The 16,182-nt window shown below is 41.9% G+C and carries 15 protein-coding genes; 7 read left to right on the top strand and 8 right to left on the bottom strand.

From position 1 onward, the window contains the following. Positions 1–85: 85 nt before the first annotated feature. Entirely contained in the window at positions 86–1,210 is a 1,125-nt protein-coding gene (thiO, locus tag FTU05_RS08480) for a glycine oxidase ThiO (RefSeq protein WP_180164955.1), read from the top strand. Positions 1,211–1,231: 21 nt separating this feature from the next. On the opposite strand, the gene FTU05_RS08475 is transcribed toward thiO, so the two are convergent. The 3 genes from FTU05_RS08475 to FTU05_RS08465 all read right to left on the bottom strand — a co-directional run bounded on the left by FTU05_RS08475 (position 1,232) and on the right by FTU05_RS08465 (position 4,023). Then, positions 1,232–2,167, bottom strand: a complete 936-nt coding sequence (locus FTU05_RS08475) for a TIGR01777 family oxidoreductase (protein ID WP_180164953.1) — start codon at positions 2,165–2,167, stop codon at positions 1,232–1,234. 66 nt (positions 2,168–2,233) lie between these two features. Further along, a complete protein-coding gene (locus FTU05_RS08470; protein ID WP_168379056.1) occupies positions 2,234–2,683 on the bottom strand; it encodes an ABZJ_00895 family protein in 450 nt (149 codons plus the stop codon). Between the two features lie 395 nt (positions 2,684–3,078). Further along, entirely contained in the window at positions 3,079–4,023 is a 945-nt protein-coding gene (locus FTU05_RS08465; protein ID WP_180164951.1) for a sensor domain-containing diguanylate cyclase, read from the bottom strand. 169 nt (positions 4,024–4,192) lie between these two features. On the opposite strand from FTU05_RS08465, the gene FTU05_RS08460 reads away from it, so the two are divergent. From FTU05_RS08460 to FTU05_RS08450, 3 genes are all read left to right on the top strand, one after another. Next, positions 4,193–4,570 (top strand): VOC family protein, encoded by a 378-nt coding sequence (locus FTU05_RS08460; RefSeq protein WP_180164949.1) that lies wholly within the window; start codon positions 4,193–4,195, stop codon positions 4,568–4,570. A gap of 145 nt (positions 4,571–4,715) precedes the next feature. Further along, the gene (locus tag FTU05_RS08455) at positions 4,716–5,966 is read left to right on the top strand and encodes an exonuclease SbcCD subunit D C-terminal domain-containing protein (RefSeq protein ID WP_180164947.1); all 1,251 of its coding nucleotides are present in this window, start codon (positions 4,716–4,718) and stop codon (positions 5,964–5,966) included. Positions 5,967–5,975: 9 nt separating this feature from the next. Continuing rightward, positions 5,976–9,572, top strand: a complete 3,597-nt coding sequence (locus FTU05_RS08450) for an AAA family ATPase (protein ID WP_180164945.1) — start codon at positions 5,976–5,978, stop codon at positions 9,570–9,572. A 48-nt stretch (positions 9,573–9,620) separates the two neighbouring features. Here FTU05_RS08450 and FTU05_RS08445 read toward each other — a convergent pair whose 3' ends face one another. Next, on the bottom strand, positions 9,621–10,421 hold the full coding sequence (locus FTU05_RS08445; protein ID WP_078193098.1) for a thioesterase family protein: 801 nt from the start codon (positions 10,419–10,421) through the stop codon (positions 9,621–9,623). A gap of 193 nt (positions 10,422–10,614) precedes the next feature. After that, a complete protein-coding gene (locus FTU05_RS08440; RefSeq protein ID WP_180040456.1) occupies positions 10,615–11,301 on the bottom strand; it encodes a YggS family pyridoxal phosphate-dependent enzyme in 687 nt (228 codons plus the stop codon). A 125-nt stretch (positions 11,302–11,426) separates the two neighbouring features. Between FTU05_RS08440 and FTU05_RS08435 the strand changes: the two genes are divergently transcribed. Together FTU05_RS08435 and FTU05_RS08430 are read left to right on the top strand one after the other, a co-directional pair. Next, positions 11,427–12,464 carry a type IV pilus twitching motility protein PilT gene (locus FTU05_RS08435; RefSeq protein WP_078190026.1) on the top strand — a complete coding sequence of 346 codons (1,038 nt, stop codon included), beginning with the start codon at positions 11,427–11,429 and terminating at the stop codon, positions 12,462–12,464. A 26-nt stretch (positions 12,465–12,490) separates the two neighbouring features. Continuing rightward, positions 12,491–13,612 (top strand): PilT/PilU family type 4a pilus ATPase, encoded by a 1,122-nt coding sequence (locus tag FTU05_RS08430; RefSeq protein ID WP_168379063.1) that lies wholly within the window; start codon positions 12,491–12,493, stop codon positions 13,610–13,612. A 78-nt stretch (positions 13,613–13,690) separates the two neighbouring features. Here the strand turns inward: FTU05_RS08430 and fur are convergent, their stop codons facing one another. Next, positions 13,691–14,128, bottom strand: coding sequence for a ferric iron uptake transcriptional regulator (gene fur / locus FTU05_RS08425; protein WP_078193101.1), 438 nt, complete (start codon positions 14,126–14,128; stop codon positions 13,691–13,693). A 112-nt stretch (positions 14,129–14,240) separates the two neighbouring features. Here fur and FTU05_RS08420 point away from each other — a divergent pair, with 112 nt between their 5' ends. Beyond that, the gene (locus FTU05_RS08420) at positions 14,241–14,639 is read left to right on the top strand and encodes an outer membrane protein assembly factor BamE (RefSeq protein ID WP_078193102.1); all 399 of its coding nucleotides are present in this window, start codon (positions 14,241–14,243) and stop codon (positions 14,637–14,639) included. 43 nt (positions 14,640–14,682) lie between these two features. On the opposite strand, the gene FTU05_RS08415 is transcribed toward FTU05_RS08420, so the two are convergent. After that, the gene (locus FTU05_RS08415; RefSeq protein ID WP_180004252.1) at positions 14,683–15,009 is read right to left on the bottom strand and encodes an RnfH family protein; all 327 of its coding nucleotides are present in this window, start codon (positions 15,007–15,009) and stop codon (positions 14,683–14,685) included. After that, the gene (locus tag FTU05_RS08410; protein ID WP_180004250.1) at positions 15,009–16,091 is read right to left on the bottom strand and encodes a hypothetical protein; all 1,083 of its coding nucleotides are present in this window, start codon (positions 16,089–16,091) and stop codon (positions 15,009–15,011) included. The genes FTU05_RS08415 and FTU05_RS08410 overlap by 1 nt, the downstream gene beginning before the upstream one ends. Positions 16,092–16,182: the final 91 nt, after the last annotated feature.

The raw sequence follows: 16,182 nt of genomic DNA, 5'->3' as shown, positions 1-16,182 counted from the left end.
GTAATAGTCAAAAACAGTCATGGACGAAAAACTTCGGCATAGCTGAAGTTTAGATCAAACTCATACATTCATCGGTTAAAAGAACATGAATATTGCCATTATTGGGGCGGGGGTTAGTGGTTTACTCAGCGCATTAGAATTGGTTGAACGTGGTTGTACGGTGACGATTTTCGACCAACAACGCACAGGTTCTGCTGCATCATGGGCCGGTGGTGGCATCCTCTCCCCGATGTATCCGTGGCGATATCCCAATGAAGTCAATGCGCTCGCACGTTATGGCAAGCAGAGCTACCAAAAATGGAATGAAAAATTAAAACCGATCACCGGGATTGATTTTGAAATTCATGAAACTGGCATGTTGATTTTTGACGAAAATGATTTTGAAATCGGCTTAGATTATGCCCGTTTGCATCAAGACCCGATGCAACAGGCGGAATATTTACAATCCGAGCAAATTGAGCAGATTAATCCTCACATTTCAGCACGCTTTGCACATGGCATTTATTTTTCACAATTAGCCAACATCCGTAATCCACGACTTTTGCAGTCATTAACGGCTTATTTACAGCAGCATCCCAAAGTTCAGATTTATGAACATTGTCTGATCCACCAATTAAACCGTACGGACAATCGTATCCAGTCCATCACCACCGCAGATGGTACACAACATACAGCAGATCAATTCGTTATTGCCACGGGCGCTTGGTCAGCCGCGTGGAGTGAACAACTGGACATTGAGATACCCGTACAACCCGTACAGGGACAAATGCTTCTCTTTAAAACCCCGCAGAACTGGTTGCCGACCATGTGCATGAATAAAGTCATGTACTTGATTCCACGCCAAGACGGTCATGTGGTTTGCGGCTCAAGTATGCGCCAATGTGGCTTTGATACTCAGACAACAAATACAACCTTGCAGCATATTCAAGAATCATGCTTTGACATGGTGCCAGAGCTTGCCAACTTTCCGATTGTGAAATCTTGGGCTGGCCTGCGTCCATCTTCCCCTGAAGGGATTCCGTATATTGGGCAGATGCCAAATTTCGACAATCTATGGGCAAATTTTGGGCATTTTAGAAATGGTTTATGTATGGGACCTGCTTCAGCTCAGTTATTGGCTGAACTGATGACTGGGGAAACGCCTTCATTCAATGCAGACAACTATAGTCCAACTCGCCTGTTTCAAGATGCATTGTTAAGCGTCGAATAATGGTCAATCCGTCAAATTCAACTAAGCCAATAAATCCTGCAAGGCTTCTTTTAACGTCGGAAATTTAAACTCAAAGCCTTGCTGTAATAAAGCAACTGGCTGAACCAATTGACCATTTAAAATTAATTGCGATTGCTCACCCAATAAAATTTTAAAAACAATTGCAGGCACATTGAGCCACGGCTTTTTGGCTAATTGACGTGCTGCAATCTGCGCAAATTGAGCCTGTGTCGTTTTTTCAGGCGCAACCAAATTGAAAATATGCGGATCGATTGGCGTGGGTTCAAGCAATGCATGTTTTTTCTCTGCTTGTTTCATTAAAAACAGCATACTTCGGATCACATCTTGTATATGTATCCACACAAAAGGCTGCCGACCGGAACCTATTTTGTTGACCAAATTGAGCTGAATCGGTCGCAGCATTTGCGGTAAGATCCCGCCACCTTCAGCCAAGACCACACCTAGTCGTGTGATAATGGTATTTTGTTCAGGAAATTGGCGTGTGACTTGCTCCCAACTTTGGCATAGCTCTGACATAAAAATGGCTTGTGGTGCAGCATTTTCATCGCACACTTTTGTCCATTGTTCTTCAATATCAATACCATAATAGCCAACAGCCGAACCTGAAATAATGCATTTCGGAAAAATTTTACGTTTTCGTAAATATTGATACAGCGCTTCCGTGGTTTTGACTCGACTTTCTAATAATTGCTGTTTACGCGTCTCTGTCCAGCGACCTTTGCCGATACTTTCACCTGCAAGATTAATCACATAATCAATTCTGTCATGAGGAATTTGATCAAGCTGCTGTACCCAAGTTAAATGTGGTGATTTAGAAATACGCCCAGCCTTACGACTGAGCCCAATCACTTTATAATCCGCAGCTAAAAGTGCCTTGATGAGATGTGTGCCAATAAAACCGCTGCCACCCGTCAGCAGTACTGTGGGCTGATGCATAATTTGTTCTTATCTATATGAAATAATACTGTTATCTATAGAACAAGATCACCAGATGATCAAGCTTTATGCGCCAAACTTTTGAGAAGCCATCCGCTGTGCTTGCGGACCATAAAACCAATAGGTGATTAAATACAAAGGGATAGCCATCAGTAATAACATGATCACCATTAAACTCATAAACTGAGGATGTTGAACATAGAGCATTAAATTTTGCCAAATTTCAGGATCTTTTCTTGAAAAAATTGCGATACCCAAAAGTACAAAACCAAAATTATATAACCAAAAAATCAGGCTAAAACCTAGGGTAAATTTTTTACGTTCTGCCTGTGTCGGTGCTCTCTGATTTTTATTTAAAAACCGAAATAACACCACGATCATGGCAATCAGATAGGGTACGACCGTTAAAATACCACCCACACCCTGTGGCAATAATGCTGCGATCACACCGCAAATACAGGTCATGATTAAACAAATGAAAAAAAACAAGAAAAAATAACGTGTTAAAGACACCATGACCCTAACCCAAGAAGAAGTTGACACCTAGTATAAAAAAAAATGCAATTTTTTTCATTTTCATGTCAACCAATCTGTAAACGGCTACGTTATATAGGGTACAAGGTCTGTAGCAACCGATGATTTGGACGGCATCCACAATGTTTCGGTGACCTTTTTAAAAGCAATAAGCTTCATTTTGAACTTTACTGATGAACAGCAGACATCAATTCAGTTCAAAATAAATTTTTTGACCGGCGATTTCACCATCACTCGAATCGTCGGTCTTTTATTTTGTGCCTTATGTATTCAGCATTTAATTTTTATATTCTACACCCAAAAAAATCAGCCGATAAAATATCGACTGACTAAAAACTTGCTGCAACTTTAAAATAAGTCACAACAGCAAAGCCATGTTATGCAGCACAATAGCGATTACGCCCCTGTCTTTTCGCTACATAGAGGTTTTTATCGACCTGATCCAAAAATTGCATTCGATTATCTAGATCTGATGGAATAATGGTTTTTACCCCCATGCTGAGTGTGACGAGTTCAGACACCGCTGAAGCTTTATGCGGTAATCGTGCAGCACGCACGGCCTCTATAATTCTATCGGCCATCACTGCTGCTGCTGCCTCATTGGTTTCTGGTAAAATCCAAGCAAATTCCTCACCACCAAAACGCGCGACTAAATCACGAGGTCGTGTACAACAAGATTCCAAACTTTTCGCAATTTGACGCAGACAGGTATCCCCAATCACATGACCATTCAAGTCGTTGTATTGTTTAAAATAATCCAAATCGATCAGAATTAAACTCAGTGGCTTTTGTGTGCGTATCGCGTTCAACCATTCGCGTTGATAAAAGTCATCAAACAAACGTCGATTGGCAATACCGGTTAAGCCATCTTTATATGAATATTCTTCGAGCTGACGTTGCAATTTTTGTAACTGTTCTTCTTGTTTTTTACGTTCGGAAATATCAAACATAAAGCCGACAAGACAATCTACATCACCATTTGGTTTACGCACGACATGCACAACATCACGTATCCAAAGATATGAACCATCCTCTTTAAGTGCGCGATAATCTACCTCATGATCTATACCAGCCATCGACTGCGAAACACAATAATTCAGCACAAAATCACGGTCTTCCTCATGCATACGTGATGCCCAGTCCTGAACGGTGCGCCAAGTATTTTGCTTCCAACCGAGCAACTTTTCAATTTGCGGTCCAATATAGCTGAATGTTTTACTGTCCCAATCAATACACCAAGGAATGGCTAATGTAGACTCTAATAAAGTCTTATACACCATACTATTTGCAAGTTTTTCTTCATCAAAAGGATTATTTGGCATGTTGCATCTCCTGCTACCCCAAATGCAGGTAATACACCTGCTGTACAACAATTGATCTATATACAGGATTAGAACAACATTTTATATTCCTATTTCTTGGTATTTTTTAACCTAATTTCAAATCACTGTCATTTGAAATGTGCAATCCATCAAAGAAAGAGTAATAACAATGAACCAGCTTTGCTATTTTGAAATTCAAAGTTCTGATCCAAAGCGTGAGGTTGCCTTTTATTCTGCGGTTTTCGGTTGGTCGTTTACCCCAGTCGAAGGGCTGCCAATTCAGTACTTCCGTATTGAAACTCAAGGCATTCATGGTGGCCTGTTAGAACGCCCTGCTCAGATTCCACCGATGCACTGCGGCACCAATGCATTTACCTGTAGTTTTGAAGTTGAAGATTTCGGCCATATTGCTGAGAAAATTTTGGCGCAGGGTGGTCAAATTGCTATGGAAAAATTTGCGATACCCGGTCAATGTTGGCAAGGCTACTTCTTAGACCCAGACCACAATACCTTTGGCCTTGTGCAAGTCGATTCAAATGCACAGTAACACAGTTACCGCTTGGTTTAGATTTGGGGCGTTGTAACAGTCGAGAACGGCTTAGTTTGACGTATGAATGATTAATCGCCCTCGAAAATGTGACCATCTGTGATACTTTATAGCCCAATCAATTTTTTGATTTTTTGGTGCTTGCATGACTGTTCGTTTTTTTCATACTTCAGATTGGCATTTAGGACAATTTTTTCATAATCATGAGCGTGACTACGAGCACAACCAATTTTTAAATTGGTTACTTGAGCAAATCCAAGAAAAACAACCGAATGCATTACTGATTGCAGGCGATATTTTTGATGTGGTGAATCCAGCATCCAGTGCACAAAAACAACTGTATCAATTTTTAACCGATGCCCATGCTATTGCCCCACATATGCAAACCTTGATGATTGCAGGTAACCACGATTCGGGTTATCGCATTGAACAGGTTGAGCCTTTTTTAGCGAAGTTTAATGCCAAAGCCGTGGGGATTATTTCAAAACAAAACCAGCAATTTGACCTCGATCGTTTACTTGTCCCGATTTATGATGCTAATAAAAACATCATTGCATGGTGTTTAACTTTACCTTATTTACGCAGTGCTGAAATCACAGGTTTAAATGAGCAAACCACCAACAGTCAAAATGCCATTGCTTATTTACATCAGCAGTTGATTGCGGCAGCAAAAGCTCGTAAACAGCCTGATCAGGCTTTGATTCTGATGTCACATGCACATATGCAAGGTGGTGAAACGTCTGATTCGGAACGCCCGATTGTGGTCGGTAATGAAGAAGCCTTATCAACAGCATTGTTTGATGATGTGATTGATTATGTGGCACTTGGACATTTGCATAAACCGCAAAAAGTGGGACAGACGCATATTCGTTATAGTGGCTCACCGATTCCCCTGTCATTTAGTGAAATTAATTATAAGCACCAAGTGCTTGAGATCAGTATTGATCCAACTCAAACAGATGAATCACGCTTTCAAATGGAGTCCTTAGCAATTCCGCGCAGTGTGCAATTGCATCGCATTAAAGGCACAATTCCAGAAGTTTTGGCACAATTATCTGCTTTGGCAAGCGGTGAAATTGAAGATATTGATCAGCGTGAATATGTCGAAATTGAATATCATACCGACACCCCGCCTGCACCTAATTTAAGACAGCAGTTTGAAGAGGCTTTAGCGCCAAACCGTTATCGTTTGGTGCGCATCAGCCGCCGTTATTTAAATTCAGATCAAAATAATCAGCAGCAAGCTGCTATCAACCTTGATCCGCCTACGCCTGCAAAATTATTCCAAAATCTTTGGGAAAAACAAGGCTATGGTGCGGATGACACCGTAATGAAAGATTTTTTAAGTTTGGTCGATGAAGCTCAAAAATCACTAGAAGATGATGCGAACGCTTAAGGAATTGCCATGAAAATTTTATCTATACGTATTAAAAACTTGGCATCTTTAGCAGGTGAGCATTTTATTGATTTTGAATCTGAGCCTTTAGCCAGTGCAGGTTTGGTAGCAATTATTGGTAAAACAGGTGCAGGTAAATCCACCATTTTAGATGCCATGTGTTTGGCGTTATTCAACGAGGTACCACGTCTAAAACACAGCGATGGTAAACTGATCGATATCGATGGTTCAGAGTTGCCAACCAACTCACCGCAAACCGTATTACGCCGTGGCACAGGTCAAGGCTTTGCCGAACTCAGCTTTGTTGCTCAAGACCAAAAAGTCTATGCTGCGCGTTGGGAAATTAAACGTGCCCGTGAAAACCCAAATGGTAAATTGCAAAGCGTACAGCGTTCACTGAAATGCTTAACGGATGGCAGTGTCGTTGCAGATAAAACCAAAGCGGTTGAGAGCCAAATTTTACGCATTACTCAGCTCAGTTTTGAACAGTTCACCCGTGCCGTTTTACTGGCTCAGTCAGAAGTGACCGCTTTTTTAAAAGCGCGTGATAATGAACGTGGCGAGCTATTGGAGTATCTAACCAATTCCAGTATTTTCGGGAAAATTGGTCAATTGGCCTTTGAAAAAACCAAGCAAATTGCCAATCAGCGTAAGGCTTTGGAAGTTCGACTCGGTGATATTGAAATTTTATCGGATGAAGATCTTGCCTTATACACGGCGAATTTTCAAAGTCATACAGAGTCTTACCAAAAATTCGAAAGTGAAAAGCAGCAATTGCTCAAACAGCAGCAATGGTTTCAACACAAAGATAAACTGATTGCGGATATTCAGCAACGTGAGCAATATTTGGCTGTTCAACAGCAGCAACTCGATGCACTGCAGCCGCAGAAGCAGCAATTGCAGCAACTGGAAAAATTCGCCTCAATCCGTCCAAGCATCATTCAACGCAAGAATTTAAGTACTGAAATAGCAACGCTGCAGCCTCAATTGGCTCAAGCACAGCAGCAGTTCAGCGCAATTGAAATTAAGTTTAATCATGAAAAAACTCAATTTAAACAACTTGATCTACAGCAAAAACAGCAGCACCAATTTGAAGTTGATCATCAAGATCAAATTGATTTAGTACGTGCGCGGATTGCCGACCGCCGAGTGCTAGGCGATCAGCTCATTGCTGTGAAAGATGAACTCAAAAAACTGCAAGAGCAGCATGCCCCGCTACTTCAATCCGAACAGCAATTGCAACAAGTGCAGCAGCAGTTAGAACAACAGTTAGAGCAGCAAAATACCCTACTGCTGCAAACAGCACATTTTCAAGTTTTAGATGAAGCGCTGTCTGCACATCTCAGCCCTTTACAGCGCTTTATTCAAAGTTATGTGCAATTTGAGCAGCAATATGGTGATGTCGCTCAAGCCACGGAGCAACTCGCACAAAAACAACAGCAACTTGAGCAGCTCATCCAGCAATTTGGTCATGACCCAGCGCTTAACACTAAAATTACGGGCTTACGTACAGCGCGTGAAGAGTTATTACATCGTCTCAATCAATTGGATGTCACAAAGAGTCATTGGCAACGTTACCACGCTATACATCTTGAACATCAGCAAAAATTGCAAGAGCAACAAAAACTGCAAAGTGATCTCGCACAGCATCAGCAGCAATGCAGCACAGCTGAAACTGAGTTTCATACACAAAAATCGGCTCGAGAAAGTTTGCAAACAGTGTTGCAGCAGCAGCGATTACTGCATGCAGAAAATATTGAACAGCTCAGAGCTAATCTGGTCGCAGGAGAAGCATGTTTAGTCTGTGGTAGTACGGAGCACCCATATACACATAACCAAGATGAGCTTTCCCATGAACTGTTGAAACTGCAAGAACAGCAGGAACAGCAAGCGCTAGCGCAGGAAAAAGTAGCCTTTGATCTGTGGCAGCAACTGCAAAAAAAATGCACACAGCAATCCACTGCATTTGAAGCCAATGCACAGCAACTCATCGCAATCAGCACACAACAAAGTAATGTCCAAACCCAGCTTGAACAATCACTTAATGCACTGAATATTCCATACGATTTGCACTCAGATTTGAGCTTGCTTGAGACGGCTATAACGCATCATATTGCACAAACACAGCAGTCTTTGCAGCAAACAGAAGCTGATTTAAAAACCCATGAACAGGCGCAGCAAAACAGCCAAACTTTGTCTCAATACATTCAGCACACGACAAAACAGCTGACCGATGTACAGCATGCAGAACAAAATATTCAGCCTATTTTGTCTATACTCAATGACACTGAAAAACATGCATGGCAGCAATCGACCCGCACCGCTGCTGAACAGGTTTATGAGAAACTACAGCAGCGCCTTCATACGTTAAAACAACGCAATGAACTGAATACACAACTGAATCAAAAAACACAGCAGCTGGAACAGGCGAAACAGCAAAGTAAATTCAGTCAAGAGAATATTGCTGCAACTGAAAAACGAATTGCGAAACTGTTAGAAGAAGGTAAACAAAATAGCGATCTTGCAATCCAAGCTATTTTTACCATGACCCAAGTAACCGTTGAAAAACCGCATGAATGGTTATTGCAGTTTGAGCAAAATCGACAACAGCTGCAAACTCAGTTTAATACGGTACGTCAACAATTTGAGCAGCGACGCCAAGCCTTTGATACGGCACAAGCAACACTGCAAAAATATCAGGCACAGCAACTACAGTTGCAAACTCAACAAAATGCAGCCGCGTTGAGTATTCAACAGTGGTTAGCGCTGCATATTGATTTTAATAACACCTTGTTGCAGCAGCTCAGTGAAATTACACATGAGCAAGAGCTGCAACTGAAACAGCAAATTAGCTCGGCTGAACGTGCATATAGCGATGCTCAGTCTGCTAAGAAAACATTGGATGAGCAACTACAGCAGCACTTAATGCTGCAGCCTGAAATCGAATTTGAAGCACTACTCTCACAATTACAAAGTTTGGTTGAACAAATAACCCAAGTGATGGAACAGCGTGATGAAGTGAAACTCAAACTCGAAGTACATCAACGCAATGTAGCAAAACAGCAGCAATTTACCGATCAGATTCAACAGATCCAATCTGAGGAACATCGTTGGAATAAGATTTCGAGCTTAATGGGCGATGCAACGGGCAAGAAATTCCGTGATTTGGCACAGCAATATAACCTCGATATTTTAATTGAATATGCCAATCAGCAATTGGCGATGCTTTCACAGCGCTATACCTTAAAGCGCCTTGAAAACTCATTAAGCCTAGCCATTGTCGATCATGATATGGATGGTGAAACCCGCTCGGTCTCTTCGCTTTCAGGCGGTGAGTCTTTCTTAACCGCGCTCGCTTTATCCTTAGCCATTGCGAGCATGGCATCAGGTACAACAAAAATTGAAAGCCTATTTATTGACGAAGGATTTGGTACGCTAGACGCTTCAAGTCTGCACATGGTGATGAATGCTCTGGATCAGCTACAAAACCAAGGGCGTAAAGTCGTGCTAATTTCTCACATTCAAGAAATGCACGAACGAATCCCTGTGCAAATTCAAGTCAATCCTGTCGGAGCAGGTGCAAGCACCATCCAAATCGTATCTTAAAAAAAGCCTGCTTAAAGCAGGCTTTATAATTTTTGATTCTCTAGATCATTACGTCCCGAGTGGACGTAGCGTTAAAATCTGTTCACTACGCCCAAATGGGCCATGGACATCATGCAATACAGAACTACTCAAACCAACACCATCCGCTCCATACTGCTGCACGGTTTCCAGACCTAACCACTGTCCCTGTGGTAAACGGTGCAAATGGATTTGTAGATCCAGATTTGGAAAGCCCCAGCCAAATGGCCAATCCTGACGCGGAACAATACCATTGGCGGTATCAACCATGCCCATTAAACGGACAAAATCAGCAGTCGGCTCACCTTCAACCATGTCATGCTGTGTTCTCAGCCACACAATGCCTTGACCTGCACGGCGCCCATGGCTTCTTGCTTCAATCGACTGAATATATCCCCCCGGCCACTGACGGATACCGTCCCAAATCGGCGCAGTTTCTGGCCCAGTCACATCAGCATCCTCCAAACCTTTCACGGACTGGCTATTTTGCGTCATCATGCGCCAAGTGCGTGCCACAATGCAGGTTTTGCCCTGAGCCCGCATTTCAGATTCAATCAGTTCAATGGTTTTTCCCGGACGAATCACTTGCGTGATTATTTCAAACTCGCCAGCAGGAATTAAGCCCAAAATATCGAGGCTAATGCGCCCGATACGCATATCATGACGTGGTGAAAAACGGTCTAATTCAGCACAAATAATGCCTGTAGCTGGTGCCATGTGTTGCTCATGTGCATTCCATGCACCTTGTGCTAAATTGGTCGAATGGTAATGTGCCGTGACACAGCCTTGCGCATCTACGTCGCGTTGAATCAACTGATAATATGCCGTCATGAACTTCCCTATTTGTCCAAGTGTGAATTACTTCAATATCAAAAACATCCTGATTATTTTGTACTCAACTTTAATGGAAAGTTCAAATTAAAAGGCTCACTTTGAACCCATAGGTTTCATCTATTGTGAAAATTTATCTGCTGTGCTTACACTTTATAAGCCTAGTTTTTGAAAGCAGGCTGAATCTTCTGTCCTATTTTGAATAATCACGTGCGCCAAACAATGCTGTCCCCACGCGAACCATCGTTGAACCCGCAGCAATCGCATCAGTCATATCGCCTGACATCCCCATACTTAATGTATCCCAATCTTCAGGTTTCGCATGCTGTGCTTTGACGTGTTCAAAGAGCATTTTGGCATCAGCAAACGCTTGCGGATTGTTTGGAGCAGGAATCACCATCAGTCCACGTAAGCGTAAATTCGGTAGCGTAGAAATCTGTGCGACCAAACCTGCTACTTCATTCGGCTGACAGCCATCCTTCGTATCTTGCGCATCAATATTGACTTGTAGGCAAATATTCAAAGGTGCTTGCGTCGCTTCTCGCTGGCTTGATAAACGCTCCGCAATAATCAAACGGTCTACCCCATGCACCCAAGCAAAGTTTGAAGCCAAATGTTTGGTTTTATTGCGCTGTACATGACCAATGAAATGCCAATCAATCTCTAAATCTGCCAAAGCCTCAATTTTTTCAAGCGCTTCTTGCAGATAATTTTCACCAAATGAGCGTTGCCCCGTTGCATACATTTCTCTTAGCATTTCAGCAGGATGCGTCTTAGATACAGCCAACAATTCAACCGATTGCTGTGGTCGACCCGCAAGTTGGCAAGCCTGCTCAATTTGCTGCAAGACTTGATTTCGTGCTTCTTGAAGTTTATTCATTGACGGGGTTCTCATTTCGTTCATCTTTTTTTGCATTGCTCTGCAACTAAGTGTTGGTTAAGCTGTGGGAAAGCCTTATTATTCTATCAAAATAATTAAGATTTAATTTTTATCTCGGGGATTTTATGGACATTACAGAACTATTGGCCTTTGCTGCCAAAAATAACGCTTCGGATTTACATTTATCTTCTGGTATGCCACCAATGATTCGTGTGGATGGTGAAGTTCGTCGTATCAACCTTCCTGCTCTTGAACACAAAGAAGTGCACAAATTGGTTTACGACATCATGAACGATAAACAGCGTCGTGATTACGAAGAAAAATTAGAGACTGACTTTTCATTTGAAGTACCTGGTGTGGCTCGTTTCCGTGTGAACGCATTTAACCAAAACCGTGGTGCTGGTGCCGTATTCCGTACCATTCCTTCAAAAGTACTAACCATTGAAGATCTTGGCATGGGCCAAATTTTTAAAGATATTTGTGAATATCCACGTGGCATCGTACTGGTGACTGGTCCAACGGGTTCGGGTAAATCTACCACGCTTGCTGCGATGGTCGATTACATTAACGACAACCGTTATGACCATATTTTAACGGTCGAAGACCCGATCGAATTTGTACACGAATCTAAAAAATGCTTGGTCAACCAACGTGAAGTACACCGTGATACGCACGGCTTTAACGAAGCACTTCGTTCCGCACTGCGTGAAGACCCGGATATTATCTTAGTCGGTGAGATGCGTGACCTTGAAACCATTCGTTTGGCGCTGACAGCTGCTGAAACCGGTCACTTGGTCTTCGGTACACTCCATACAACCTCTGCCGCAAAAACCATTGACCGTGTGATTGACGTATTCCCTGCTGAAGAAAAAGACATGGTTCGTGCCATGTTATCTGAATCACTTCAAGCCGTAATTTCACAAACCCTACTCAAGAAAAATGGCGGTGGTCGTGTGGCTGCCCATGAAATTATGATTGGTATTCCTGCGATCCGTAACTTGATTCGTGAAAACAAAGTTGCGCAAATGTATTCAGCGATTCAAACGGGTGCCAACTACGGTATGACCACACTCGATCAAAGCCTAAAAAATCTTGTCGCAAAAGGCATTATTAGTACGCAGACTGCACGGACTGCAGCGAAGCAACCCGAATCTTTCTTGTAATTTTTTTATTTTTTGGGGCGATCGTTATGGATTTTAACGGCTTACTTGATTATATGGTGGAGAAAAAAGCATCGGATTTGTTTATTACAGCCGATGTTGAACCCTCGATTAAGATCAATGGGCAAATTTTGCCAATTGGCTCGACTAAGTTACCGGGCCCGACTGTCGGTCAAATCTTACATTCGATTATGTCTGACAAACAGCGTAAGGAATTTGCCGATACGCGAGAATGTAACTTTGCCATTAGTAATACCAGTAAATCTGCTCGTTTTCGTGTCAGCGCCTTTCAACAACGTGACCAGCCAGGTATGGTTCTGCGTCGTATCGAAACCGTTATTCCAACGATGGATGAGTTGAAATTACCGCCGATTTTAAAAGAATTAGCGATGACCAAGCGTGGCATTATCATTTTCGTAGGTGCAACGGGTACAGGTAAATCAACCTCTTTGGCATCTTTGATTGGCTATCGTAATGAAAATAGCAAAGGTCATATCATTACAATTGAAGACCCGATTGAATTTGTACACCAACACCGAGGCTGTATCATTACCCAACGTGAAGTGGGTATTGATACCGACTCTTTCGAAGTTGCCTTAAAGAATACGCTACGTCAGGCACCTGACGTGATTCTGATTGGTGAGATTCGTTCACGTGAAACCATGGACTATGCGATTGCCTTTGCTGAAACGGGTCACTTGGTTTTTGCTACTCTGCATGCCAACAACGCCAACCAGGCCATCGACCGTATCATTCACTTCTTTGAAGCGGATCGTCATAGTCAGCTGTTCATGGACTTGTCTTTGAACCTAAAAGCCATGGTTGCGCAGCAGTTGATTCCAACCATTGATGGTAATTCACGTCGTGCAGCCATTGAGATTTTGATCAACTCACCTTTAATTTCAGACTTAATCCGTAAGGGTGAAGTGCATGAAATTAAAGACCTGATGAAGCGTTCTCGTGAACTGGGTATGCAAACCTTTGACCAAGCTTTATATGACCTATATAAAGCCAAGCAAATTAGCTACAAAGATGCGCTCAAACATGCCGATTCACCGAACGACCTGCGTCTACAAATTAAATTGTCTGAAGAAGGCGGTGAGCATTTACTGCGTGCAAATTCAAATATTACCTTTGATGGTCAACATTAATTTTGCTTAAACGCTTTCGGAAATAAAAAACAGACTTCACATGAAGTCTGTTTTTTATTCATTCTCATCCGCATCGGATTATTTTTTACGATATGCTTCTTGGCATTCAGGCGCATCACAATAGCCATAAAGATTTAATGAGTGGCCAGTCAGTTGGAAACCAAATTTTTCTGCCACTTGATGTTGCTCATGCTCAATCACATCATTAGTAAATTCCACCACTTTATTGCAGTTTTGACACACAATATGGTCATGGTGATCTTCTTGCATAATCTCAAAAACAGAATGATTGTTTTCAAAATGATGGCGTTGAATAATACCTGCAGCTTCAAACTGTGTTAACACGCGATACACAGTTGCTAAACCCACATCTTCACCCTGTTCAAGTAAAGTCTTATAAATATCTTCTGCGCTTAAGTGATGTTGTCTTGAATTTTCAAGCAATTCCAATATTTTAATTCGTGGAAGTGTAACTTTAAGTCCAGCTTTACGTAAATCTTGATTTGAAATAGGCATGAAAAAAGGTCTCTCAACAAAATTAAAGTTGGAATATGCAACAAAGTTTAGATGCAGTATGATCTATCCTTGGATCAAATGCATCATAATTAATTTGGGATAGTTTAGCAAAATGCAAAAAATCATGCTGACGTTATTTGTCACTTCATTGCTCGTAGGCTGTTCAACCTTGGGCGTTTATAAAGTTGATATTCCACAAGGTACACCTTTAACTCAAGCACAAGCGGCTAAAATTCAAGTGGGAATGAGCCACCAACAAGTTCGCTTTTTGCTAGGTAGTCCAACTGTTGCCGATCCAATGAATCCGTTACGTTGGGACTACATTTATAAGTATACCCCAGGAACATATGCTAAAAAAGCCAAGATTCCTGCTGCACATGGTCAACACTTAAAAATCTTCTTTGACCAAAACGGTATCGTTCAAAAAATTGAAGGCTTAGAAACCATTCCAGAGTCTCAACCTGGCTTACCAGGTTCTAAAGAAGCGATTTTAACTGCGCCACCACTATAGTCGCTTTCAGATAAAAATAAACCCCTAAATTTAGGGGTTTTTTTTATAAGTACAATTGTTTGAAACGATTGCCTCGACAATAACGACCAACGGGATTTTTCTTGGCGCGATTACGACGAATATCTTTCGGATTAATGGTTAATGCACGATAGATTTCGACACGATCACCTGCTTCAAGTAACTGAGATGAATCGCTTACACGCGCCCCGAAGATTCCTAGTGTTAATACTTCTGGTAAATCTACTTGTTTTCGAATGCCACTTTGCACAATAGCATCTTCAACCGTCATACCGGGATTAAAGATTAGAGGAATTAATATCTGCTGTTCCACGCTCGCATAAGCCACCCACACTTGTAACTGAGCTGTCATTAGAATAACTGCCCAATCACAGCCACCAATGCCAATATTATTGACAAGGGCACTACGATACGTACAGCAATACGCCAAATATTATAAAAGGTTTCATGACTGAAGTTCATTGACTTACGTAGATGACTAATCTTCATAATCCAACCTGCGAAAATCGCATAAATCAGACAAATAATTAAGCCCCAAATCAACAAGGCAATATTAAATACTGGAACAACAGTGCTCAGTGCCCATACAAAAACCGCAACCAATAAAATCGCCCATTGCACCACTATGGCCAATTGGCGTTGTTGTAATTGTTCACGTGCCATTTGAATCAGCAATGCTGAAGCTGCGACTAAACCCACAACCAGTGCTAAAGCAGATACTTGTGCTTTTGCTGCGAAAAAGGCAAAAGCAACCACTGCCAAAAGTTGAGCGATCCAAATCGGAAATACCGTTTTGCTTGCAATCTCTTGTTGCTTCACGGCTGGTAAACTTGACTGCCAATACAAGCCCATCCCCAAACCACTTGCTACGAGCGCCAAGACAGTTGCATTGCCCCACTCACTAAATTCGAGCGCAGTCATTTTCCACTCTGGCAATGCCGTTCCCATAACATTCGCTAAAACTACTGCAGCAATCACACCAATAGCGGTCAAAATCACTAAAAATTGGCGTGGTACAAACGACAATGCAAATGCAATGACCGCAAGGACAGCCAAAATAATGCTATAGGCAAAGCCATTAGCTGTAAAAATTGCCACATATTGCGACGCGGCTGAAAGCATGGCACCTGCTAAAAATGGAATAAATACTACGGCAAGCCAACCGACTATACGCCATTTGGGTGAAGCATCCGCATCACGTGTTAGCGAAGACAGTGCTTGAACTGCTGTAATTTTTGAACGTTTTGCTAAAGCAATTTCCAAATAACATAGCGGTAAAGCTAAAATAAGCATTGTACCTAGCCACAACAGCCAGAAATCTAGCTGACGTTCAATTTGAATACCTGTTACCGGTGCTAAAGTTGCAATAATGATAAAAGATAAACAGAACGCCATCAGTGGCGATAACCATTTCGACATCGCATTGTCCTGCATGACAAATTCCTTTGAAAATTCTAGCGCTATTTTGCCTTGCTGTGCCTTGAAAATCAAAAACAAAAAGCAAATCACCTTAAAGGTGATTTGC

The organism is Acinetobacter sp. YH12049, assembly GCF_013419875.1.
GTDB lineage: Bacteria > Pseudomonadota > Gammaproteobacteria > Pseudomonadales > Moraxellaceae > Acinetobacter > Acinetobacter amyesii.
The sequence above is the reverse complement of the archived record's forward strand: the minus strand, read 5'-3'. Positions and strand labels throughout refer to the sequence as shown.

Excerpts from the sequence above, each read along its gene's own strand:
- thiO (WP_180164955.1), top strand. The coding sequence starts at position 86 with ATGAATATTGCCATTATTGGGGCGGGGGTTAGTGGTTTACTCAGCGCA.
- FTU05_RS08475 (WP_180164953.1), bottom strand. The coding sequence starts at position 2,167 with ATGCATCAGCCCACAGTACTGCTGACGGGTGGCAGCGGTTTTATTGGC.
- FTU05_RS08470 (WP_168379056.1), bottom strand. The coding sequence starts at position 2,683 with ATGGTGTCTTTAACACGTTATTTTTTCTTGTTTTTTTTCATTTGTTTA.
- FTU05_RS08465 (WP_180164951.1), bottom strand. The coding sequence starts at position 4,023 with ATGCCAAATAATCCTTTTGATGAAGAAAAACTTGCAAATAGTATGGTG.
- FTU05_RS08460 (WP_180164949.1), top strand. The coding sequence starts at position 4,193 with ATGAACCAGCTTTGCTATTTTGAAATTCAAAGTTCTGATCCAAAGCGT.
- FTU05_RS08455 (WP_180164947.1), top strand. The coding sequence starts at position 4,716 with ATGACTGTTCGTTTTTTTCATACTTCAGATTGGCATTTAGGACAATTT.
- FTU05_RS08450 (WP_180164945.1), top strand. The coding sequence starts at position 5,976 with ATGAAAATTTTATCTATACGTATTAAAAACTTGGCATCTTTAGCAGGT.
- FTU05_RS08445 (WP_078193098.1), bottom strand. The coding sequence starts at position 10,421 with ATGACGGCATATTATCAGTTGATTCAACGCGACGTAGATGCGCAAGGC.
- FTU05_RS08440 (WP_180040456.1), bottom strand. The coding sequence starts at position 11,301 with ATGAATAAACTTCAAGAAGCACGAAATCAAGTCTTGCAGCAAATTGAG.
- FTU05_RS08435 (WP_078190026.1), top strand. The coding sequence starts at position 11,427 with ATGGACATTACAGAACTATTGGCCTTTGCTGCCAAAAATAACGCTTCG.
- FTU05_RS08430 (WP_168379063.1), top strand. The coding sequence starts at position 12,491 with ATGGATTTTAACGGCTTACTTGATTATATGGTGGAGAAAAAAGCATCG.
- fur (WP_078193101.1), bottom strand. The coding sequence starts at position 14,128 with ATGCCTATTTCAAATCAAGATTTACGTAAAGCTGGACTTAAAGTTACA.
- FTU05_RS08420 (WP_078193102.1), top strand. The coding sequence starts at position 14,241 with ATGCAAAAAATCATGCTGACGTTATTTGTCACTTCATTGCTCGTAGGC.
- FTU05_RS08415 (WP_180004252.1), bottom strand. The coding sequence starts at position 15,009 with ATGACAGCTCAGTTACAAGTGTGGGTGGCTTATGCGAGCGTGGAACAG.
- FTU05_RS08410 (WP_180004250.1), bottom strand. The coding sequence starts at position 16,091 with ATGCAGGACAATGCGATGTCGAAATGGTTATCGCCACTGATGGCGTTC.